The organism is Shimia aestuarii, assembly GCF_022814865.1.
Lineage (GTDB): Bacteria > Pseudomonadota > Alphaproteobacteria > Rhodobacterales > Rhodobacteraceae > Shimia > Shimia aestuarii_A.
The window spans coordinates 47,577-68,253 of the sequence record NZ_JAKVRD010000003.1 but is presented as its reverse complement, the minus strand read 5'-3'; the positions used below and the strand labels follow the sequence as shown (position 1 = coordinate 68,253).

Here is a 20,677-nt window from a genome sequence, read left to right as displayed (position 1 = left end):
CCTAGAGGTCGAGCAAAGCAAGGCTCTGATCGGCGATCACGTGCTCTTCGTTGGTGGGGATCACGAGGGCTTTGACCTTGCTGCTCTGCTTGGAGATCACGCGCGCGTTCTTGCTGTTGGCGTCGTCGTCGAGGTCTACGCCAAGCCATTCACATCCTTCAAGAATTCCCTTGCGCACCGTGGCGGCGTGCTCGCCGATCCCAGCAGTGAAGACAATCGCATCGACCCCGCCAAGCGCGGCGGCCTTGGCGCCAATTTGAGTCACACAGCGATAGATGAAGAGGTCGATGGCTTCTTGTGCGGCGGGATCGGCGCTGGCCGAGAGGTCGCGCATGTCGCTGCTAAGGCCGCCGGAGACACCGAGCAGGCCGGATTGCGAGGAAAGGAGGGTTTCGGTCTCGTCGGTGTTCAGACCCTTGGCGCGTTGCAGATGAAAGATCACACCGGGATCAATCGCGCCGCACCGCTTGCCCATCATTAGCCCGTCGAGCGCCGTGAACCCCATGGAGGTCGCGATGCTTTGGCCGTCTTTCATGGCGCAGAGACTCGCGCCGTGGCCGAGATGCAGGACGATGACGCGGCGGCGATCTTCTTCGGCGAGGTGGGCAGGGAGCCGGGAGGCGATGTAGTCATAGCTCAGCCCGTGAAAACCGTAGCGCAGGATGCCTTCGTCGCTCAATGCGCGCGGGATCGCGAAAAGCTGGGCGAGGCGCGGTTGCGAACGGTGGAACGCGGTGTCGAAACAGGCGACCTGTGGCAGGTCGGGCCAAACGGCGGCAATGGCCTCGATCCCGGCAAGGTTATGTGGCTGATGTGCCGGGGCGAGTGGCGAAAGCGCTGCAATCTTTTCAAGGGCTTGCGGGGTGATCCTTGTGGGCTCTGAGAAATCCTGTCCACCGTGCACGACGCGGTGCCCGGCGGCGATCACTTGCACCTCGGGGAAGCGAGATTGCAGGCGGTCCGTCAGCCATGCGAGGGCGGCTTTGTGGTCGGTGCCGCCGGATGTCGGCAAGGGGGTGTCGCCCTCGGTATCATGATGCTCAGGGGATTGGCCGATGCGATCGATCAGTCCCTTGGCGATCAAGGGGCGCTCTGTGTCGGTGCCATAGAGGGCATATTTGATCGACGAACTGCCGGCGTTGAGGGTCAGGATCGCGGATTGGCTCACAGGATGCCCTTTCCGAGGCGGTGATGCACGAGAAGTTGGGCCAGAGCGGCAGAGACCACGCGCGACAGTGTGCCGTCGGCGCGGCTTGTCAGCATGACGGGCACACGTCCACCAAGGACAAGGCCCGCGGAATCGGCGCCGGCGAGATACATGAGCTGTTTTGCGATCATGTTCCCAGCCTCGAGATCGGGAGCGATCAGAATGTCGGGATCACCCGCCACATCCGAAACAATCCCTTTTGTTTCAGCAGCTTCCTTGGACACCGCGTTGTCGAAGGCAAGCGGGCCATCGAGGATGCCACCAGTGATCTGACGCCGGTCGGCCATCTTGCAGAGCGCGGCGGCTTCGACCGTGGATGGGATGCGCGGGTTCACGGTCTCAAGTGCCGACAGGATCGCGACTTTGGGGGTGTCGACGCCGATGGCCTGGGCCAGTTCGATGGCGTTCTGGACGATGTCGGCCTTGGTTTCGAGGTCGGGGAAGATGTTGATGGCGGCGTCGGAGATCAGGAGAGGCTTGGGGTAGGTTGGCACATCAAGCACAAAGATATGGCTCATGCGGCGTTCGGTGCGCAATCCGCGCTCCTTGTGAACCACTTCGCCCATCAATTCGTCCGTGTGCAACGCGCCTTTCATCAGCGCCTGTGCCTTGGCCTCATGCACCAGACAGACCGCTTTCTTGGCTGAGTCGTGACTGTGCAAAGAAGGAACAATTTCAATGCCTTGGATGTTGAGGTTCGCAGCCTTTGCGGCGGCGCGGATCTTGGCTTCAGGGCCGACGAGGATGGGGGTGATGAGGCCGTTTTGTTGGGCGTAGAGGGCGCCTTCTAGGGAGGCTTCGTCGCAAGGATGCACCACGGCAGTCGGGATCGGGTCGAGATCGCGGGTCGCGACGAGCATCTGATCGAAGGTGGCGCCCTTGGCGTGCACTTCCTTTGTGGCGTGATCGGCGGGATCTACAGGCAAAATCAAGGGCTTGTCTCCTATGTCGGCGCGTGCGGAAGGGGCACGGGGAAGCGGGGTTGCCCCGTCATAGACCAGTTCTAGCAAGGGCAAATGACATAGGGCAAATTCCGTTGCGTATCGCAGGGGTTCCGTAACGGAAGTGCGTGTCATTTCGGCAAAAAACGCGGGTCTGCATCGCGTCGGTATCACGTCGGTATTGCGTCGGTGCACAAGTCACAAAGGAAAACCCCCGGTGCAAGGACCGGGGGCTTAAGGGTTTATTCGGCGTTGTAGGTAAAGAGCTTTTCGCCGTTCAGCGTGTAGCCATCAATCAGGGCCTTGGCGCGGTCACTCAGGAACCAGTCCTGAAGCTTGGCGGCGAGGTCGGCTTTTACATGGCCGTGCGTCTCGGGGTTCACGATGATGTAGCTATATTGGTTGAACAGCACCGGATCGCCGGAGAACAGCAGCGCCAGATCGCCCTTGTTGGCGAATTTGAGCCAGCTCGCGCGGTCGGACATGATGTAGGCGTTCATGCCGGAGGCGGTGTTGAGGGCCGCGCCCATGCCTGCGCCGACGGCGCGATACCATGCGGTGTCGAAGTCGGCGGCCTCGAGCCCTGCACCGGACCAGAGCGAGAGTTCTTTCTTGTGGGTGCCGCTATCGTCGCCACGGCTGACGAAGGGCGCCTCGGCGGTACGGATCGCGTTCAGGGCGTCGGCGGCGGTCTCGGTCGAGGCAATGCCTGCCGGGTCGGCGGCGGGGCCGATCAGGACAAAGTCGTTATACATGAACGGCACGCGCGCGACGCCGTGGCCTTCGGAGACGAATGCCTCTTCGGCCGCCTTGGCATGGACGAGGATTGCGTCCACGTCGCCCGCGCGGCCAAGGCGCAGGGCTTGGCCCGTGCCGACGACGACGAGGTTCACCGTCAGATCGAGGTCTTCCTTGATTTCGGGCAGGAGGACTTCGGCGAGACCGGAATTGTGGAACGAGGTCGTGACGGCCATGCGGATGTCATCGGCAAGCGCCTGACCGGCGAGGAGGGTTGAGGCCGCAAGGGCCATGAGTGTGGTGCGGATCATAGGACGATATCTCCCTTGAGGAAGGCCCTGGCTTCTTGGGTGGCTGGGCCTGTGAAAAACGAAGTGGCGGGGGCGTGCTCTTGGACTTTGCCTTTGTGGACAAAGAGCACATCTGTTGCGAGGCGGCGGGCCTGACCGAGGTCATGGGTGGCCATGACGAGGCGGGTGCCGTGTGCGCTTGCGTCTTGCAGGAGGGCTTCGATCTCGGCGGTGGCCTGACCGTCGAGATTGGAGCAGGGCTCATCCAGGAAAAGCACCGAAGGCTCGCGAATGAGGGCGCGGGCCATAGCCATCTTCTGTCGCTCGCCGCCGGAAAGCGTATTCGCGGCGCGGTTGGCATGGGCTGTGAGACCGATCCGGTCGAGCCAGTCGCAGGCCGCATCGCGGGCGGCCTTGCGGGGCGTGCCGTGGGCGATCAGCGGGTAGGCGATATTGTCGAGCACGGAGCGGCGCAGGAGGATCGCGTGTTGGAAGACAAAGGCCTGATGCAGGTGGGCGATGTCGCGTGGTGCAGCCCAAGAGAACGAACCGGAGGCGGGGCGGTCGAGCCCGTGCATGAGGCGCAGGAGCGTTGATTTCCCGGCACCGTTGGGCCCGAGGAGGATCGTGGTGCCGGGGCCGGAAAGGGTCAGGGACACAGGGCCGAGGATCGTGCGGCCACCTTTGCGCACGCTGGCGTCGGTCACGGTCAGGGGCAGGAGATCTACCATCGCGGCGTCCTTTCCGTCCGCGACAGGCCATGCACGGCGAGGTTCACGCCAATGGCCAGGGCGATCAGGATCAGGCCGAGGGCGAGCGCCATGGCGAGGTTGCCCTTGGAGGTTTCAAGCGCGATGGCGGTCGTCAGAACGCGGGTCACGTGGTCGATATTGCCGCCGACGATCAGGATCGCGCCGACCTCACCGATGGCGCGGCCAAAGCCTGCGAGCGAGGCGGTCAGGAGCGCGCGGCGTCCGTCCCAGAGAAGCGTGCGGATGCGGGTCAGGCGGCTTGTCGAGATCGAGATCAGGAGATCATGGTACTCCGCCCAGAGATCGCGCAGTGCTTGGTGGGCGATGGAGGCGATGAGGGGGGTGATAATGATGCATTGGGCGATGATCATCGCTGTGGGGGTAAAGAGCAGCCCGAGGACGCCGAGGGGACCGGCGCGCGAGAACATCAGGTAGACGATCAGGCCGACCACGACCGGCGGCAGGCCCATCAGGGCGTTCAGAAGTGAGATCACCACGCGGCGCTGGCGAAAGCGGCTCACGGCGAGCCATGCGCCAAGTGGCAGGCCAATGGCGGAGGCGATGAGCGTGGCGGTCAGCGTGACATAGAGCGAGCGGCCGATGATCTCGAACAGGTCCGCATCCAGCGCCACGATAAGGCGCAGGGCCGCGAGCATGCCTTGCCAGAGGTCGTCCATATCTATCGCGCTTTCCTGCCGAGTCGGGGGCAGGTTAGGCGATTAAGGCGCTGGAGCAAGGGGCTGAAAGCGGCAGGGTTTGATGCGAAAGCGGATCAGGCGTCTTGAAAGGTGCCGTAACCGTGCTGGCTAAAGATCAGGGGTTTGCCGGTGTCGTTGAGGAAGACGTTTTCCACGGCGCCGACGAGGATCGTGTGGTCGCCCGCGTCGTGGCGGGCCTCGGTGCGGCATTCGAACCGGGCGAGGCAGGAGTCGAAGACCGGGACGTTTGCGGCGTTGAGGCGGGGCGAGACGAGCGAGAGCGCGTCGGTGTCCTTGGCAAAGGCTTTGGCGATGTCGAACTGATCCTCGCGCAGCACATGGATGGCAAAATGCGTCGCCTGCTTGAAGATCGGGTAGCGCAGCGAGTCTTTGGCCGCCGACCACAGGATCAGCGCCGGGTCGAGCGAGACGGAGGCGAAGGAGTTCGCGGTCATGCCGATGCCGCCCTCGGGGGTGGGGGCGGTGATGACGGTGATGCCGGTCGCGAACTGCGCCAGCGCGTGGCGGTAGTCGCGTTGATGGTCGCCCTCGGGGATGAACGTCGTGGCCATTGTCTCGTGCTTTCCTGTTCGCGCGTCCCGCCGCATGTAGCGGTGGCGGCGTCGGGTGTCCAGCAGGTCAGTTCAGGTCTTCGAGAAGGCGACCGTGTTTGCGGGTCTGGCGGATGACCTCGCCAAAGGTCACGTAGCCGCGCGACTTGAGCATCGGGATCATCTTGCAGAGCACTTCTGCCGTGGCCTGCGCATCTCCGAGTGCGGTGTGGCGCAAGTGCGGCGGGATGGTCACCCCGAGCCGATCACAGAGCGCGTCGAGCGTATGGGTTTCCGAGGCCCCGAAGAGCACGGCCGACAGGAGCACCGTGTCGATGATCGGGTGATCCCACGCAAGGCCGAGGCGTTTGCCGTGGCGTTTGAGGAAGGCCATGTCGAAGGGGGCGTTATGGGCGACGATGACGGCGCCGCCGGCGAACTTGTGAAAGTCGCTTGCGGCAGTGTCGATGAGGGGCGCGTCGGCCACCATGGCGTTGGTGACATGGTGTACCTTGGTCGAGGCGGGCGGGATCGGCATGCCGGGATTGACCAGTTGGTTGATCTCTTCGCCGGGCACGATACGGCCATTGACGACACGCACGGCACCGATCTGGACGATCTCGTCTTTGTGGGGCAGGAGGCCCGTCGTTTCGGTGTCGAAGACCACGTAGGTCAGCGATTGGATCGCGCGTTCTTCGATGGCGCGCTCGCTGTCGTGTTCCATGAGGTCGAAATCATAGATCAGCGGCCGCGCGGCCTCGGGCGAAATCTCGGCGTGGGCGTCGTCGATCAGGAGCATGTACCCCGGCGCGTGGCCAAGCGGCTTGAGGCGGGCGTCAAAGGAGAGCTGACCCTCGGAGCCGTGGGCAGTAAAGGGGATTTCCTCGTCCTTCTCGATCAGCTTGGCATGGGCGGCGCGCAGTTCGTCCTCACGCAGGTAGTCAAAGATCGAAGCGTTGAGGCGGGGCGGGTGAATCTGGCCCAGAACAGAGGCGGCCTGACCATCGTAGAGCACGATCTGGTGGGTCGGGCTTATGAGGACCATGGCGACGGGAATCTCGGTCAGGAGCGCGGTGAGGCGTTCTTTCTCTGATGCGAGGCGGGCGGTCTCGGCGGCGACGGCCTCGGCGGTGTCGAGGGTTGATTGGCTCAACTGGGTTGAGACGGCGGCGGCAGCGGGTGCGAGATCGCCGAGGTAGCGCGCCGCGTGCGTGTCGAGATCGAGCGATACGCCAGCATGGGCGCGGGTGCGCATGGAGGCGGCGATACGTTCGATTGGTTTGGCCACGTTCTCATCAAACAGAAGCCAGACCCCTGCGGCGAGCGCCGACAAGCCAAACCCGGACAGGATCGCGGAGAATAGGAAGGCTGAGCCGAGACCGGTGTCGCCGCCAAGGCTGCGGCGATAGCCGACGTAGAGGGCGCCGGAGGTCACGACGATCCCGGCGAGCGCAAGGAAGACGAAGAAGAGGAAGACGCGCAGGCGGAGGCTCAGGGTCATCAACATCAGCTTACCTCGCACATGGTCGAGACAAGCGGATCATCCAGCGGCACGGGGAGCCAGGCCGCGCCAGTGGCGGAGCCATCGGCGTTCAGGGTCACGCCTTCGGTGACGGCGGCGCGGCGCAGGGCGGCGCAGTCGGCAATCACGCTTAGTTTGTTCACCGGGGCCCAGCGGCCGAAGAAATACATATCGGCCATACGCATCGCGGGGGCCTCGTCGTGGCGCTGCACCGATTGCACGTCGAGCGCGGCGAACCGGTCGACATAGGGACGCACGTAGGTCCAGGGGCGGTAGAGCGCCTTGCTTTCAACGGTATCGACGATCATGAACTCGTCGGGGAGCGATTTCGACGTGCGGCCATACCAGCCGTATTCATTGGAAATCGTAGCAGCGATCATCGCGGCTCCCGCCGCAACGGGCGTGAGCCATTTGGGCAGGCGTCCACCGCTGGCGCGGGTGATAACCATCATGATACCGGCGGCTGCGATCCCGGCGACAATCGTCGCGATCAATTCTAGAAACATGTTTTCCTCCTAAGGGGTGTTTGCCCCGGCCCGACCTGTCCGGCCTCCGCTCCGGCCAGATCGGGGTAGATGACTTATTAGCTTAACATGCCCCGGCCGTGGCCGATGGCGGATTGTAGGGTTTTGACGACGACAAAGGCGTCGCGCAGGTGGCTGCGTTCGAAGTCCGACAGATCAGACGGCAGCAGATAGTTGTCCGGGGAGTCGCCCCGTTTGACGAGATTTGCCTGATGCTGAAGCCGGGTTTCGGCAATCAGGTCATAGGCGTCGATCAGGTCGCGCGCACCGGAGGCGCTCAGCACGCCCGCATGTTCGGCGGCCTCGAGCCGGGCGCGGGTGTTGATTGCCGTGAGCTCGCCCTGAAGCGTGTAGATGCGGGCAAGATCGACGATTGGCACGACGCCGTTGTGTTTCATATCGAGTTGGTTCTTGTGCTCGCCCGAGCGGATCGTCGCAAAGCCGCGCAGAAGGCCGAGCGGCGGTGTGTGCTTGAGAGAGTTGGAGACCATATGGGCGACGAAGATCGAATTCTTGGCCGCTTTGCGTAGGGTGTCTTCCTGCAGGTCTTGGAACAGGTGGGTGTGGCCTCCGATGGGGCGCAGATCGAACATCACCGAGGCGAGCATCTGTGCCTCTGGATCGGGCTTGTTGATCCAGCCCTCGAAATAGCTCTGCCAGACTTTCAGCGGCTGGCACCAGCGCGGGTTGGTGGCCATCATATCGCCGGGGCAATAGACATAGCCGCAGGTGTTCAGGCCGTCGCAGACGAAGGCCGCGAGGTCGCGGAAATAGGGCATGTCGGCCTCGGTCACCGAGTCATGCAGGAAGAGGCAGTTGTCCTGATCCGAGACGCCGGTCTGTTCCTGGCGCCCTTGGGAGCCGCAGGCGAGCCAGAGGTACGGTGCGGGCGCGGGGCCGAGTTTCGCCTCTGCAAGGGCCAAAAGGCGGCGCGTTGCAGTGTCGGCGATATCGGTGATGAGCCGGGTGACGACTTCGTGGCGATTGCCGCCCGCAACAAGCTGTACGAGAAGTTTCGGAATGCGGGCCGTGACCTTGGCCATCTCCTCGGGCGTGTTGGCCTGAGCGATTTCGGAGACCAGTTCGGCAGAGGATACCGCTTGAAAGCGGGTGAGGTCGGTCTGTGTCACCATGCCGACGAGCTTGGCGTTCTCGACGATGGGGATATGCGAGATGCGCCGTTCCATCATCACGTGCAGCACATCCGAGCCAATGGCAGAGGGGGCGAGGGTGACGGGGTTCGGGGTCATGATCTCGGAGACCGGGGTCGCGACGGGCAGGGCATTGGCCAACACCTTGCCCGAGAGATCGCGGGTCGTGAGGATGCCTTCGAGCGCGCCGGATTCGTCACAGATACAGACTGACGAGATGCGTTTGTCGCGCATGAGGATGGCGGCGTCCTGTGCGCTGGCATCGGCGGCGCAGGTGACGGGGCTATGGGCCATGAGCGTTTCGACGCGGCTCGTCGCGAGGTCGTTGCCGCGGGGCTTCTCGACACGGGTGCGATCAAAGAACTTGCGCGCCACCTCGTGATCTTCGACCAGCTTGTAGAAAGGAATTGGCGGCAGCACGAGGACGATGGAATGTGCCTCGGCGCGGGCGCTTGTCGCGGCGGTGCCGTCGCGCAGCAGGCCACGTTCACCAAAGGAATTGCGGACACCAAGATGCGAGACCACCACGTCGTTCTCATCGCGCACCTCGATCTGACCCTCATAGACGAGGAACAGGCCGGGGAGCTTGTCGCCAAGGTCATAGACGGAAAAGCCCTGTTCGACCTCCCAGGCCTCGAAGAGCGGGACGAGGTCTTCGACAACGCCCGGCGCGAGCGCGTCATAGGGGTGCACGGATTTCAGAAAGCGAATGATCTGGTCTTGGGTGAGCGGCATGGAAATCAGCCTTGCAAGCGATAAAGAAAAAGTCCTGCCCGATATGCACCGGGCAGGACCAGATTAGAAGAGGACGGGCCGTCGCAAGGGGCGGCCCATCGAGACCATCTTAGTGATCCTGCGCGGCGCCTGCACCTTTCGGCACGCGGACGCTTTCGACGAGATCCTTGATCTCCTGCGGGGTCTCTTTCGTTGCGTTCGCCACGAGATAGGCAACGGTGAAGTTCACCGCGGCCCCGATGGCGCCGAACGAGGTCGACTTGACGGTGCCCAGCAGCGGGTCCGCATCCGTGAAGGAGTTGGTGCCCGGTACGAAGAACCAGCCTTTGTGCAGGAAGATGTAGATGAGGGTCACAACCAGACCGGCCAGCATACCAGCGACTGCGCCGGTGTTGTTGATCTTGGTCGAGAAGATACCCATCATCAGCGCCGGGAAGATCGACGCAGCGGCCAGACCGAAGGCGAGAGCCACGGTTTGCGCGGCGAAGCCCGGAGGGTTAAGGCCGAGATAGGTTGCCACGGCAATCGCAACAGCCATCGCAACACGTGCCGACATCAGTTCGCCTTTTTCCGAGATACCCGGGTTGATGGCGCCTTTGATGAGGTCGTGCGACACAGCCGAGGAGATCGCGAGCAGAAGGCCTGCTGCGGTCGAGAGGGCTGCGGCGAGACCACCGGCTGCGACCAGACCGATCACCCAACCCGGCAGGTTGGCGATTTCGGGGTTGGCCAGAACGAGGATGTCACGGTTGAAGTTGGTCAGCTCGTTCTCAGAGCCCCAGCCGGCCGCTTCCATCTTGGCCACGGTGTCTGCGTCTTTGTCGTTGAAATACGCAATCTTGCCGTCGCCGTTCTTGTCTTCCCAGCCGAGAAGGCCAGTCTGCTGCCAGGTCTGCATCCAGTCATAGGCGGCATCGTTGGCGATGGTTTCCGAAGAGACCGGTTCGCCCGAGGCGCCGTTCGGCCAGAACTGTTCAGAGATGTTCAGGCGTGCCATGGCACCTACAGCAGGCGCGGTGAGGTACAGAAGCGCGATGAACACCAGTGCCCAACCTGCCGACCAACGAGCGTCTGCGACGCGCGGGACGGTGAAGAAGCGCATGATGACGTGCGGCAGACCTGCGGTACCGATCATCAGCGACAGGGTGAAGAGCACCATGTTGAAGGTATCGGCGTGATGCGCGGTATACTCGTTGAAGCCGAGCTCGGTCACGATCGCGTCGAGTTTCGCCAGAAGCGGCTCGCCCGATGCTGCGTGGTCACCGAACAGGCCGAGGGCCGGGATCGGGTTGCCCGTCAGTTGCAGCGAGATAAAGATCGCCGGGATGGTGTAGGCCATGATGAGCACGACATACTGGGCCACCTGGGTGTAGGTCACACCCTTCATGCCGCCGAACACCGCGTAAGCAAACACAACACAGGCGCCGATGAGGAGGCCGGTGGTGTTGTCCACTTCGAGGAAGCGACCGAAGGCCACGCCAACACCGGTCATCTGACCGATCACGTAGGTGGTCGAGGCGACGATAAGGCAGACCACGGCCACGATGCGGGCGGTCTGGCTATAGAAACGGTCGCCGATGAATTCCGACACGGTGAACTTGCCGAACTTGCGCAGGTAGGGCGCGAGAAGCAGGGCGAGAAGCACGTAGCCGCCGGTCCAGCCCATCAGGAAGGAGGAGTTGTCATAGCCGGTGAAGGCGATGAGACCTGCCATCGAGATGAACGATGCTGCCGACATCCAGTCGGCGGCGGTTGCCATACCGTTGGTGACGGGGTGAACGCCGCGACCTGCAGCGTAGAATTCCGATGTGGAACCCGCGCGGGCCCAGATCGCGATGCCGATGTAGAGCGCAAAGGACGCGCCAACAAACAGCAGGTTGATAGTAAACTGATCCATCTGTGTCTGTCCTTCTTACTCTTCACCGACGCCGTGTTCGGCATCAAGCTTGTTCATCCGCCAGGCATAGTTGAAAATCAGTGCCAGGAAGACGAGGATCGAACCTTGCTGGGCGAACCAGAAGCCCAGATCGGTTCCGCCAACGGCGATGCCGCTCAGCATGGGGCGCAGCAGAATGCCGAACCCGAAAGAGACCAGCGCCCAGATGACGAGGCTGATCAGAATGATCCGCACGTTTGCGGACCAGTAGGCGTTGTTATTGGATGAGTTGTCGGCCATTTTTGGCTCCTCCCTCTATATCCGTTTCCTCCGCAAGAAGATCGCCCGCCAGGCGTGCAATCCCCCCACATTCCCCTTTGCGCGCTTGCCGAAACGGCCCTCACGCTCAGATTTGCCGCGAGTGCGCCCGTGTCGCCAGAGGCGGGGGCGGTCGAGGCTGCCCTTGTCCTGAAATCCTGGACCGGGGCGGTGCCGGGTGACCGTGATGGCACGTATTCTTGCTGTCACGGTGTCGGCGATATCGTCGGCGCGTCATTAGAAATCCGTGCCGCCGCATCTTCTTGCGGTCTGCCCGTTGGGGCAGGCCGCGTTCTTACGTGTTGGCCTAGCTCCCGGCCTTGTCGATGATCGCGCCGATGCTGACCGCGACTTCGTCGATCGCGCCGAGGCCATCAATCGACTGAAGGGCGCCCTTGGCGTGGTAATAGCCAATCAGCGGCGAGGTCTTCTTGTAATATTCCATCAGACGCAGCTTGAGGCTCTCCTCGTTGTCGTCCGCGCGGGCCGTTCCGCCCGCGGCGACTGCCTCGGCAGCGCGGCCCACGATGCGGCCGACGAGAACCTCGTCATCCACCTGCATCTCGATCACGGCATCAAGGCTCTGGCCGGTCTTCTCGAGCAATGCGCCAAGCGCGTCGGCCTGGGCCAGCGTGCGCGGGAAGCCGTCGAAGATGAACCCATTGCCTTTGGCGGTGGTCAGTTGTTCTTCGATCAGGCCGATCACGATCTCGTCTGTCACAAGCTCGCCACGGGCCATCACGTCGGCGACGCGCTTGCCCATTTCGGTGCCGCTGTCCTTGGCGGCACGCAGCATGTCGCCGGTGGAAAGCTGCACCATGTTGCGTTCTTCCACGAGGCGGGCGGCTTGAGTGCCCTTCCCGGCGCCCGGAGGGCCGAGAAGGATGACGTTGACGGGGGTCTTTGCAGTCATAGTGCCGATTACCCTTTGTTCATGCGGTTTTCGATGAGGTCATCGACCACCGAAGGATCGGCGAGCGTCGAGGTGTCGCCGAGCGAGCCGTAGTCGTTCTCGGCGATCTTGCGCAGGATACGGCGCATGATCTTGCCCGAACGGGTCTTCGGCAGGCCGGGAGCCCATTGGATGAGGTCGGGCGATGCGATCGGACCGATCTCGGTGCGGACCCAGGTGCGCAGTTCCTTGTAGAGTTCATCGGAAGGTTCGACGCCGTTCATCAGGGTGACGTAGCAATAGATGCCTTGGCCCTTGATGTCGTGCGGGTAGCCGACAACGGCGGCTTCGGCGACCTGTGCGTGGGCGACGAGGGCGCTTTCGACCTCGGCGGTGCCCATACGGTGGCCGGACACGTTGATGACGTCATCGACGCGGCCGGTGATCCAGTAGTCGCCATCTTCGTCGCGACGGCAGCCGTCACCTGCGAAGTAGTAGCCTTTGTAGTCGGAGAAGTAGGTCTTCTCGAAACGCTCGTGGTCGCCCCAAACGGTGCGCATCTGCGAAGGCCAGCTATCGGCGATGCAGAGCACGCCCTCGGTCGGGTAGCTGTCGATTTCCTCGCCGGAATGCGGGTCGAGGACGACAGGTTTGACGCCGAAGAAGGGTTTCATGGCCGAGCCGGGTTTGGTCGCGTGGGCGCCCGGCAGCGGGGTCATCATGTGACCGCCGGTTTCGGTCTGCCACCAGGTGTCGACGATGGGGCATTTCCCTTTGCCGACAACGTCATTGTACCAGTTCCAGGCTTCCGGGTTGATCGGCTCGCCCACGGTGCCGAGGATGCGCAGGTCAGAGAGATCGCATTTTTCGACATACTCGTTGCCCTGACCCATCAGGGCGCGGATCGCGGTCGGCGCGGTGTAGAATTGATTCACCTTGTGCTTTTCGCAGACCTGCCAGAAGCGCGAGGCGTCCGGGTAGGTCGGCACGCCTTCGAACATGACGGTGGTCGCGCCATTGGCGAGCGGGCCGTAGACGATATAGGAGTGGCCGGTGACCCAACCCACGTCCGCGGTACACCAGAAGATGTCGCCGTCTTTGTAGTCGAACGTGTATTCGTGGGTCATCGAGGCGAAGACAAGGTAGCCGCCCGAGCAATGCACAACACCCTTCGGCTGACCTGTGGAGCCAGAGGTGTAGAGGATGAAGAGCGGATCTTCGGCATTCATCTCGGCGGGCTTGGAATACTCGTCCGCCTCGAGCGCCATTTCATTGTAGTCATAGTCACGGCCATCGATCCAAGTGGTCTGGTCGCCGGTGCGCTTGACCACGAGGCATTTCACCGTGTCTTTGCAGTGCAGCAGCGCCGCGTCGCAGTTCGACTTGAGCGCGGTTTTGCGGCCCCCGCGCGGTGCGGTGTCGGCGGTGATGACAACTTTTGCGTCAGAGCCGTTGATGCGGGCCGAGAGCGCGTCCGGGCTGAAGCCTGCGAAAACGATCGAGTGGATCGCGCCGATGCGGGCACAGGCCAGCATTGCGTAGGCTGCTTCAGGGATCATCGGCAGGTAGATGACAACGCGGTCGCCTTTGCGCACGCCGAGATCTTCGAGGATGTTGGCCATCTTGCAGACCGACACGTGCAGCTGCTTGTAGGTGATGTGCTGGGCCGCTTCGTTGGGATCATCGGGCTCAAAAATGATGGCGGTCTGGTCGCCGCGGGTGGCGAGGTGACGGTCGACGCAGTTGGCGGCGACGTTCAGCGTGCCGTCTTCAAACCATTTGATGTCGATGTTGCCCGGGGTGAAGGAGGTGTTCTTGACCTTCGTGAAGGGCTTGATCCAGTCGACCCGCTTGCCGTGCTCGGCCCAAAAACCTTCCGGATCATTGATCGAGGCCGCGTACATCTCCTCATATTTCGCGGCGTCGATATGGGCAGATGCGGCGAGCTCTTTCGACGGCGGATAGGTGGGGTTTGCGGTTGCGTCAGACGACATCGAGGTTCCTCCCTCATTTCAAAAAGAATGCTGTGGTGAACAGCCGGACTGCCGGAAAAATGCGGTTATCCGGAGTTGCGCAGATCATACCCAAGACTGAAAATTTTGAAATAAGTGCCGAAAAGGAAAGGAAGTTTTTGTAAAAACATTTCCATTTGTAAAGGGTGCTTTGTAAAGACTTGTGAAAATGTTAAGAAAACAAAGTAAAAGCAATGGCTTGCTAGTAAAGGGTGCGGGGGTGTTCTTGCACGGTATCACGTTCGTGTGAGGTGTTTTCCGCTCCTACCCAAAAATAGGTATGAAAACCTGATCTTTTGGTCAAGCGACGCGGCGTCACTTCGCGGGAATCAAGTCCTGCTTGTTTTCGGTTTCGCTGTGCTCCAAATCATGGCAAACGAGGGCTTTCGCGCCGAGGGGTGCGGTTTGCTTGCAACGAGAGGCTCGGGGAGCGGTTGTTCGGATGACGGCGACGGGACAACTTGATTGGGCGGCGCGCCTGTCGGTGGCGCCGATGATGGACTGGACGGACCGGCATTGCCGTTACTTCCACCGTCTCATGTCGCGCGAGACATTGCTTTATACTGAGATGGTCACATCGCCCGCATTGGTGCGGGGCGGGGCGCTACATCTTCTTGATTACAACCCCGAGGAACACCCCGTCGCGCTTCAGCTTGGTGGGTCAGATCCGAAAGAGCTTGGTCAGGCGGCGAAGATCGGGGCGGATGCGGGCTATGACGAGATCAACCTCAACGTCGGCTGTCCGTCTGACCGGGTTCAGTCGGGCACGTTTGGCGCAGTTCTGATGCGCCAGCCGGAGCTTGTCGCCGAGTGTGCCGCGGAGATGATCGCGACGCAGGGTCGGGAGGTCACGGTCAAATGCCGGATCGGTGTCGACGATCAAGAGCCGCGCGAGATCCTACCACAGTTCCTTGAGACTGTGACCAAGGCCGGGGTGCGTCGCTTCACGATCCATGCGCGCAAGGCGTGGCTTCAGGGTCTGTCGCCCAAGGAGAACCGGGATATTCCGCCGCTCGACTATGGTCTCGTGCAGGAGATGAAGGCGGCCTATCCCGCGCTTCACCTGTCGATCAATGGCGGTATCGAGACGCTTGACGCGGCAGAGGCGTTTCTTGCCGCGGGTCTTGACGGTGTGATGATCGGGCGCGCGGCCTATCATACGCCGGCAGATATCCTGCTTGAAGCGGACGCGCGGATTTATGGTAGGGCCCATGCGACGACGGCGCGGCAGGCGGTGATCGACATGCTGCCTTATATCGAGGCGCACCTGTCGCAAGGTGGCAAGCTCAACCAGATCACACGGCATATGCTTGGCGTGTTCGCCGGAAAACCGGGCGCGCGGGCGTGGCGGCGATATCTTTCGGAAAACGCCTCGCGCCCCGGCGCAGGGCCAGAGGTTGTCCTTGATGCGCTCGCGCATGTGGATGAGGCAGGGGAATTCAACAAGGTGGGGACGGCGTGATGCCATCAATCGTAGATATCTGGCCGCTGGTGGTCATGCTCGTGGTGATCGGTGGCTTTGCCGGGGTCCTTGCGGGGCTTCTTGGGGTCGGTGGCGGGATCATCCTTGTGCCAGCGTTCTTCTATGCGTTTCAGGGTCTAGGCTATGGCGGGCCGCAGATCATGCAGGTCTGTCTTGCCACGTCGCTTGCTACGATCATTGTCACGTCGATCCGATCGGTGCTCAGCCACAACAAGAAAGGTGCGGTGGATTGGTCAATCCTGCGCGCCTGGGCGCCGGGAATCGCGATTGGTGCGGTACTGGGCGTGCTTGTCGCTGCGTCGCTACGTTCCATGACGCTTCAGGCGATCTTTGGCTGTCTCGGTGTCGTGATCGGCCTTTATATGGGGTTCGGGCGGTCGGAATGGCGGCTTGGTGAGGCGATGCCCGGCGGTCTGCGCCGTGCGGTGATGAGCCCGGTGGTCGGGTTCCTTTCGGTTCTGATGGGGATCGGCGGCGGCAGTTTTGGCGTCCCGCTGATGAGCCTCTACAACACGCCGATCCACCGAGCGGTGGCCACGGCGGCGGGTTTTGGCGTTCTCATCGCGGTGCCGTCCGTGGCGGGGTTCCTGCTTTTGGACATCGCAGCGGAGTCAAAGCCGCCCTACACGGTCGGCGCGGTGAATGTGCCGTCCTTTCTTCTGGTGATCGCGATGACGCTTTTGACTGCGCCGATTGGCGTCAAGCTGGCGCATTCGCTTGATCCCAAACCTCTCAAACGGGTGTTTGCGGTTTTCCTGACGCTTGTGGCGTTGAACATGCTGCGCAAGGCGTTCGGATGGTAGACGCGCTTTTGCAACGTGGCTGGTGCCGCTTTGCAGAGGATGCGGCGGTCCGCGCTTGGGCTGAGGCGGCGTTGCCAGCCGCGCGGGTGGCGATGCACGATCCCGCGCAGGCGCATTGGTGGCAATGCGAAGACACATGGTTTGTCGGGGTCGACGCTCTCGACAATGATGCACGGGGCGCGGTGGCCGGTGGGCCTTCGCTTTGCGGCGCACCTGTGAGCGTCATTTCAGAGATGTTCGGGTCGCTGCCCGCGCTGCACAAAGCACAGGTTTCGGTGGTGCGGGAAGGGTATCCCAAGCCGCGCGCGGGCGAGAGTGAGGCGGCGTTCGGCTATCGCCTGCGCCGGGATGCGGCGCATGTGGATGGCATTCGCGCCGAAGGGGCGGCGCGGCGGCGCAGGATCGCGGAGCCACATATGTTCATCCTTGGCCTGCCGCTTACGGATGCAGGGCCGGATGCGGCCCCGATGGTGCTTTGGGAAGGCAGTCACGAGATCATGCGCACCCGTCTTCGCGACGCACTCGCAGATCACAAGGCCGAGGATTGGGGGCAGGTCGATATCACGGAGGCCTATGTCGCGGCGCGGCGCGAGGTCTTTGAGACCTGCGAGCGGGTCGAGGTGCATGCTGTGCCGGGAGAGAGTTATCTTCTGCACCGGCTGACCTTGCATGGTGTTGCGCCGTGGCGCGCGGGGGCAGGGGATCGCATCATCGCCTATTTCCGTCCCGAGGTTGCCACAGTCGCAGAGTGGATCGAAGCGCCCTAGCGGTCGAGGCGTGCAGCCCGCCCGCCGCGGCGTTTCTTGAGGCGCGGCGCGCGGGAGGGCAGTTCCTGCATGATGGCGCGGCGCTCTTCCGGGGTCTTGCGGGCCCAGCCTGTGATTTCTTCAATCGACCTGTAGCAGCCCGTGCAGATGCGTTCCTCAGGGTGAATCACGCAGAGCTTGATACAGGGACTTTCAATTTCGTCGCGTTTCCAGACCTTGTCTGTCTCGGTGGGTCCGCTCATGACAGGCTCCTCAGATGGCGCAGGCGATCCAGCGCTCCTTGGAGGATATAGGAGGCGGCGACGTGATCGATAACCTCTGCGCGACGTTTTCTTGACGTATCCGCCTCAAGCAGCGCACGTTCGGCGGCCACGGTCGACAGGCGTTCATCCCAGAAGCAGATCGGGATTGCCGTCAATTGCGCCAGATTGCGCGCGAAAGCTCGGGTCGATTGGGCGCGCGGGCCTTCGCTTCCGTCCATGTTGCGAGGGAGGCCGAGGACGATACCGCCGACGCTTCGGGACTCGATGATCTCGATCAGGCGAGCGGCATCTATCCCGAATTTCTTGCGCTTGATGGTCTCGGTGGGCGTGGCGACCGTCTGGAAGCTGTCGGAGAGCGCGACGCCGATGGTCTTGGTGCCAAGATCCAGCCCCATGAGCGTCTGGGTGTCGGCGATGGCCGGCAGGAAATCTTCGACGCTTTCATGGATATGGATCATTCGGCCACACCTGCGCGGGCAGCACCGTTGAGCAAGATCGCCAGAGCGGCCTCATCCCCGGCAAAGATCTCTTGAGCTTCGGCATAGGCGGCTGCGGCGCGCGGCGTGTCGCCAAGGACGCCATAGGCGCTGATGAGTTGCGACCATTCCATCGCGGAGCCGCCTTCCTCGGCGAGACGCTCGGAGAGCTGCGAGACCATGTTCTGAATCATCGCCTGCTGGTCCTCTGCGGTCATCTCGGAGGCGTTTTCCATGTCTTCCTCGCTCGGACCGCGCAGCATCGGGGCGTTTGTGGCGGGCTGTTCTGGAGGAAGGGTGAACTTTTCGCCCGCGCGCCATGCGAGTTCTTCGATCCGGCTTCGGATGGCGGGAATCCAGGGCGCGTTCGGCGGGCCTTCGCGCAAGAGGCGTTCCCACATGTCAAAGGCAAGGTCCGGGCGATCGCTTTGAACCAGCATCAGGCCCCAGTAGTAGCGCACAACCGGGTGGCGCGGGTTCTTCTCCATCGCGGCGCGCAGTGACGCTTCGGCTTCAGGCGAGACATAGCCCTGTGCGGCGTTGATGAGCAGTTCTGCATGGAACAGGTAGTCTTGCACCTCGGCCTCGGCACCCTTGAGGCGCAGAACCTCGCCCTGTGCCTTATAGGCGGGGCGCACATTGCCGAGATTGGCCTCGTTCCGTGCAAGGAGCACTTGTCCCTGAAGGTCATCGGGGCGTTCGGCCACCGTGTCGCGTAGCTTGGCGATCAGATCCTTGAATTCGCCCTGCGGTTCATTCAGGGGCATTGGCGGCAGCTTGGCTTCGTACTCGGCTTGGCTTGGTCGCGTGTTGTGCTTTTCCTCGGCTTCGGCGATGCGGGTTTCGAGGGGCAGGTCGCGGAACCCTGGTTTTCCGACGGTGAAATAAAGACCAACGCCACCGGCCACCACGATGAGCGCGACAAGAGCGGCAAGGGGGGCGTCGCCGCGGGTATCGGATTTGCCGCCCTCTTCGGCGTGGCGCAGCTGAGCGTCTGCCGACAGGATGCGGCGCGAGACTTCGGCGCGCAGACGTTCGCCATCTTCTTCGCCGATCACACCGCGCGCGACATCCTTGTCGATCTCCTTGAGCTGATCTCGGTAGACGCGGAGATCATAGGCAGCGGGATGCTCTTGGCCTTGCTGGCCACGCGTCAGGGCGCGGGCCAGAAGCCCTGCGACGATCAACGCGAGAACGAGAGCGATAATCCAGAATGCCATGGTGCCTCCTTGGGGTGCCAGCAAAGGTATTTCGCCTCTTCATCTATAGTTTCGGGGCGATGTGAAAAAGGGCAAATGGACGCGGACGACATAGATGTCGCAACCAGGATGCAAACTGACGGTTTACGGTCGTGGTTTTTCTGCGTGACGGTCCAATACAGGATGACACCCGTTTCAGATCGGAATCAGCTGCACATGAGACGTTATTCAGCCTTTGCCATCGCCCGTGAAGCCGCCCGGTATCATACCGGTTGGGAGCGCGCATGGCGTTCGCCCGAACCTAAGAAGAAATACGACGTGATCATCGTCGGTGCCGGGGGGCATGGTCTTGCGACCGCCTATTACCTCGGTAAGAACCACGGCATCACAAATGTCGCGATTATCGAGAAGGGGTGGCTTGGCGGCGGCAATACCGGCCGGAACACGACCATCATCCGCTCGAACTATCTTCAGGATCCTTCGGCCGCGCTCTACGAAAAAGCGCGCTCGCTCTATGAGACGATGAGCCAGGACCTGAACTATAACGTGATGTTCTCGCCGCGCGGCGTCATCATGTTGGCGCAGACCCAGCACGAGGTGCGCGGTTATCAGCGCACGGCCCATGCCAACGCGCTTCAGGGTGTGCAGACCGAATTTATCGGGCCGGAACGTGTCAAGGAATTGGTGCCGATCATCAATATCGACGGGCCGCGGTATCCGGTGCTCGGCGGTCTCTGGCAGGCGCGCGGCGGCACGGGCCGTCACGATGCAGTGGCCTGGGGCTATGCGCGGGCCTGCTCGGATATGGGCATGGATATCATCCAGAAATGCGAAGTCATCGGCGTGCGCCAGGAAAGCGGCAAGGTCAAAGGCGTGGATACCACCAAGGGCCCGATCGACTGTGACAAGCTCGGCCTCGTGGTCGCGGGAAATTCCGGCGATCTCGCCAATATGGCGGGCTTCCGTCTGCCGATGGAATCCGTGGCGCTTCAGGCGCTGGTCTCCGAGCCGATCAAGCCCTGCATGGACGTGGTCGTCATGGCCAACACGGTGCATGGCTATATGAGCCAGTCCGACAAGGGCGAGATGGTCATTGGCGGCGGCACCGACGGGTTCAACAACTACACGCAGCGCGGCTCGTTCCACCATGTGGAAGAAACCGTGCGCGCGCTTTGCGAGACCTTCCCAATCGTGTCGCGCCTGAAGATGCTGCGCCAGTGGGGCGGGATCGTGGACGTGACCGGCGACCGCTCGCCCGTCATCGGCAAGACGCCGCTTGGCAATTGCTTCATCAATGCGGGTTGGGGCACCGGCGGGTTCAAGGCGATCCCGGGCGGTGGCTGGGCCACGGCGGATCTCATCGCCAAGGGCGAGCCCGGTCCGCTTTGTGCCGAATTCGGCATGGAACGTTTCATCGAAGGCCGCTTTATCGACGAGAGCGTCGCGGCCGGTGTGGCACACTAAGGAGAGGGCAAGGAC

The 20,677-nt window shown here is 62.3% G+C and carries 20 protein-coding genes; 4 read left to right on the top strand and 16 right to left on the bottom strand.

Annotation, left to right across the window (positions count from 1 at the left end):
- Position 1: 1 nt before the first annotated feature.
- From MK745_RS04215 to acs, 13 genes are all read right to left on the bottom strand, one after another.
- Entirely contained in the window at positions 2-1,168 is a 1,167-nt protein-coding gene (locus MK745_RS04215) for an acetate/propionate family kinase (protein ID WP_243612023.1), read from the bottom strand.
- A complete protein-coding gene (locus MK745_RS04210) occupies positions 1,165-2,139 on the bottom strand; it encodes a bifunctional enoyl-CoA hydratase/phosphate acetyltransferase (protein WP_243612022.1) in 975 nt (324 codons plus the stop codon). Before MK745_RS04210 ends, MK745_RS04215 begins: the two co-directional genes overlap by 4 nt.
- Positions 2,140-2,390: 251 nt before the next feature.
- Positions 2,391-3,197 (bottom strand): substrate-binding domain-containing protein, encoded by an 807-nt coding sequence (locus MK745_RS04205; RefSeq protein ID WP_243612021.1) that lies wholly within the window; start codon positions 3,195-3,197, stop codon positions 2,391-2,393.
- Positions 3,194-3,907: an ATP-binding cassette domain-containing protein gene (locus tag MK745_RS04200; RefSeq protein ID WP_243612020.1), complete on the bottom strand. Its 714-nt coding sequence runs from the start codon at positions 3,905-3,907 to the stop codon at positions 3,194-3,196. The genes MK745_RS04205 and MK745_RS04200 overlap by 4 nt, the downstream gene beginning before the upstream one ends.
- Positions 3,901-4,605, bottom strand: a complete 705-nt coding sequence (locus tag MK745_RS04195) for an ABC transporter permease (protein ID WP_243612019.1) — start codon at positions 4,603-4,605, stop codon at positions 3,901-3,903. The genes MK745_RS04200 and MK745_RS04195 overlap by 7 nt, the downstream gene beginning before the upstream one ends.
- A 95-nt stretch (positions 4,606-4,700) precedes the next feature.
- Positions 4,701-5,198: a flavin reductase family protein gene (locus MK745_RS04190; RefSeq protein ID WP_243612018.1), complete on the bottom strand. Its 498-nt coding sequence runs from the start codon at positions 5,196-5,198 to the stop codon at positions 4,701-4,703.
- Positions 5,199-5,265: 67 nt separating this feature from the next.
- Positions 5,266-6,684: a 3'-5' exonuclease gene (locus MK745_RS04185; protein ID WP_243612017.1), complete on the bottom strand. Its 1,419-nt coding sequence runs from the start codon at positions 6,682-6,684 to the stop codon at positions 5,266-5,268.
- Entirely contained in the window at positions 6,684-7,205 is a 522-nt protein-coding gene (locus MK745_RS04180; RefSeq protein WP_243612016.1) for a hypothetical protein, read from the bottom strand. The genes MK745_RS04185 and MK745_RS04180 overlap by 1 nt, the downstream gene beginning before the upstream one ends.
- 77 nt (positions 7,206-7,282) lie before the next feature.
- Positions 7,283-9,109: a DUF294 nucleotidyltransferase-like domain-containing protein gene (locus MK745_RS04175; protein ID WP_243612015.1), complete on the bottom strand. Its 1,827-nt coding sequence runs from the start codon at positions 9,107-9,109 to the stop codon at positions 7,283-7,285.
- A 109-nt stretch (positions 9,110-9,218) separates the two neighbouring features.
- Entirely contained in the window at positions 9,219-11,006 is a 1,788-nt protein-coding gene (locus MK745_RS04170; protein WP_243612014.1) for a sodium:solute symporter family protein, read from the bottom strand.
- 15 nt (positions 11,007-11,021) lie between these two features.
- Complete coding sequence (locus MK745_RS04165; protein WP_243612013.1) at positions 11,022-11,285, bottom strand: DUF4212 domain-containing protein; 264 nt, start codon at positions 11,283-11,285, stop codon at positions 11,022-11,024.
- A gap of 325 nt (positions 11,286-11,610) precedes the next feature.
- Entirely contained in the window at positions 11,611-12,216 is a 606-nt protein-coding gene (locus tag MK745_RS04160) for an adenylate kinase (protein WP_243612012.1), read from the bottom strand.
- Positions 12,217-12,224: 8 nt separating this feature from the next.
- Positions 12,225-14,189, bottom strand: a complete 1,965-nt coding sequence (gene acs / locus MK745_RS04155) for an acetate--CoA ligase (protein ID WP_243612011.1) — start codon at positions 14,187-14,189, stop codon at positions 12,225-12,227.
- Positions 14,190-14,649: 460 nt separating this feature from the next.
- Between acs and dusA the strand changes: the two genes are divergently transcribed.
- The 3 genes from dusA to MK745_RS04140 are packed head-to-tail and all read left to right on the top strand — an operon-like array spanning position 14,650 to position 17,260.
- The gene (dusA, locus tag MK745_RS04150; protein WP_243612010.1) at positions 14,650-15,669 is read left to right on the top strand and encodes a tRNA dihydrouridine(20/20a) synthase DusA; all 1,020 of its coding nucleotides are present in this window, start codon (positions 14,650-14,652) and stop codon (positions 15,667-15,669) included.
- Positions 15,669-16,493 (top strand): sulfite exporter TauE/SafE family protein, encoded by an 825-nt coding sequence (locus tag MK745_RS04145; RefSeq protein ID WP_243612009.1) that lies wholly within the window; start codon positions 15,669-15,671, stop codon positions 16,491-16,493. Before dusA ends, MK745_RS04145 begins: the two co-directional genes overlap by 1 nt.
- The gene (locus MK745_RS04140; RefSeq protein WP_243612008.1) at positions 16,487-17,260 is read left to right on the top strand and encodes a hypothetical protein; all 774 of its coding nucleotides are present in this window, start codon (positions 16,487-16,489) and stop codon (positions 17,258-17,260) included. Before MK745_RS04145 ends, MK745_RS04140 begins: the two co-directional genes overlap by 7 nt.
- Here the strand turns inward: MK745_RS04140 and MK745_RS04135 are convergent.
- The 3 genes from MK745_RS04135 to ccmI are packed head-to-tail and all read right to left on the bottom strand — an operon-like array spanning position 17,257 to position 19,219.
- On the bottom strand, positions 17,257-17,502 hold the full coding sequence (locus tag MK745_RS04135) for a DUF1289 domain-containing protein (RefSeq protein WP_243612007.1): 246 nt from the start codon (positions 17,500-17,502) through the stop codon (positions 17,257-17,259). The two genes, MK745_RS04140 and MK745_RS04135, sit on opposite strands and share 4 nt — an antisense overlap.
- On the bottom strand, positions 17,499-17,981 hold the full coding sequence (ruvX, locus tag MK745_RS04130) for a Holliday junction resolvase RuvX (RefSeq protein WP_243612006.1): 483 nt from the start codon (positions 17,979-17,981) through the stop codon (positions 17,499-17,501). The genes MK745_RS04135 and ruvX overlap by 4 nt, the downstream gene beginning before the upstream one ends.
- Positions 17,978-19,219, bottom strand: a complete 1,242-nt coding sequence (gene ccmI, locus MK745_RS04125) for a c-type cytochrome biogenesis protein CcmI (RefSeq protein ID WP_243612005.1) — start codon at positions 19,217-19,219, stop codon at positions 17,978-17,980. Before ccmI ends, ruvX begins: the two co-directional genes overlap by 4 nt.
- Before the next feature lie 195 nt (positions 19,220-19,414).
- Between ccmI and MK745_RS04120 the strand changes: the two genes are divergently transcribed.
- Positions 19,415-20,662: a sarcosine oxidase subunit beta family protein gene (locus MK745_RS04120; protein ID WP_243612004.1), complete on the top strand. Its 1,248-nt coding sequence runs from the start codon at positions 19,415-19,417 to the stop codon at positions 20,660-20,662.
- Positions 20,663-20,677: the final 15 nt, after the last annotated feature.

What these genes read in the sequence shown, in the direction of transcription:
- MK745_RS04195 (WP_243612019.1), bottom strand. Translation starts at nt 4,605, where the DNA reads ATGGACGACCTCTGGCAAGGCATGCTCGCGGCCCTGCGCCTTATCGTG.
- ccmI (WP_243612005.1), bottom strand. Translation starts at nt 19,219, where the DNA reads ATGGCATTCTGGATTATCGCTCTCGTTCTCGCGTTGATCGTCGCAGGG.
- acs (WP_243612011.1), bottom strand. Translation starts at nt 14,189, where the DNA reads ATGTCGTCTGACGCAACCGCAAACCCCACCTATCCGCCGTCGAAAGAG.
- MK745_RS04200 (WP_243612020.1), bottom strand. Translation starts at nt 3,907, where the DNA reads ATGGTAGATCTCCTGCCCCTGACCGTGACCGACGCCAGCGTGCGCAAA.
- MK745_RS04160 (WP_243612012.1), bottom strand. Translation starts at nt 12,216, where the DNA reads ATGACTGCAAAGACCCCCGTCAACGTCATCCTTCTCGGCCCTCCGGGC.
- MK745_RS04145 (WP_243612009.1), top strand. Translation starts at nt 15,669, where the DNA reads ATGCCATCAATCGTAGATATCTGGCCGCTGGTGGTCATGCTCGTGGTG.
- MK745_RS04135 (WP_243612007.1), bottom strand. Translation starts at nt 17,502, where the DNA reads ATGAGCGGACCCACCGAGACAGACAAGGTCTGGAAACGCGACGAAATT.
- MK745_RS04120 (WP_243612004.1), top strand. Translation starts at nt 19,415, where the DNA reads ATGAGACGTTATTCAGCCTTTGCCATCGCCCGTGAAGCCGCCCGGTAT.
- MK745_RS04170 (WP_243612014.1), bottom strand. Translation starts at nt 11,006, where the DNA reads ATGGATCAGTTTACTATCAACCTGCTGTTTGTTGGCGCGTCCTTTGCG.
- MK745_RS04140 (WP_243612008.1), top strand. Translation starts at nt 16,487, where the DNA reads ATGGTAGACGCGCTTTTGCAACGTGGCTGGTGCCGCTTTGCAGAGGAT.
- MK745_RS04175 (WP_243612015.1), bottom strand. Translation starts at nt 9,109, where the DNA reads ATGCCGCTCACCCAAGACCAGATCATTCGCTTTCTGAAATCCGTGCAC.
- MK745_RS04190 (WP_243612018.1), bottom strand. Translation starts at nt 5,198, where the DNA reads ATGGCCACGACGTTCATCCCCGAGGGCGACCATCAACGCGACTACCGC.
- MK745_RS04165 (WP_243612013.1), bottom strand. Translation starts at nt 11,285, where the DNA reads ATGGCCGACAACTCATCCAATAACAACGCCTACTGGTCCGCAAACGTG.
- MK745_RS04180 (WP_243612016.1), bottom strand. Translation starts at nt 7,205, where the DNA reads ATGTTTCTAGAATTGATCGCGACGATTGTCGCCGGGATCGCAGCCGCC.
- MK745_RS04185 (WP_243612017.1), bottom strand. Translation starts at nt 6,684, where the DNA reads ATGTTGATGACCCTGAGCCTCCGCCTGCGCGTCTTCCTCTTCTTCGTC.
- MK745_RS04205 (WP_243612021.1), bottom strand. Translation starts at nt 3,197, where the DNA reads ATGATCCGCACCACACTCATGGCCCTTGCGGCCTCAACCCTCCTCGCC.
- ruvX (WP_243612006.1), bottom strand. Translation starts at nt 17,981, where the DNA reads ATGATCCATATCCATGAAAGCGTCGAAGATTTCCTGCCGGCCATCGCC.
- dusA (WP_243612010.1), top strand. Translation starts at nt 14,650, where the DNA reads ATGACGGCGACGGGACAACTTGATTGGGCGGCGCGCCTGTCGGTGGCG.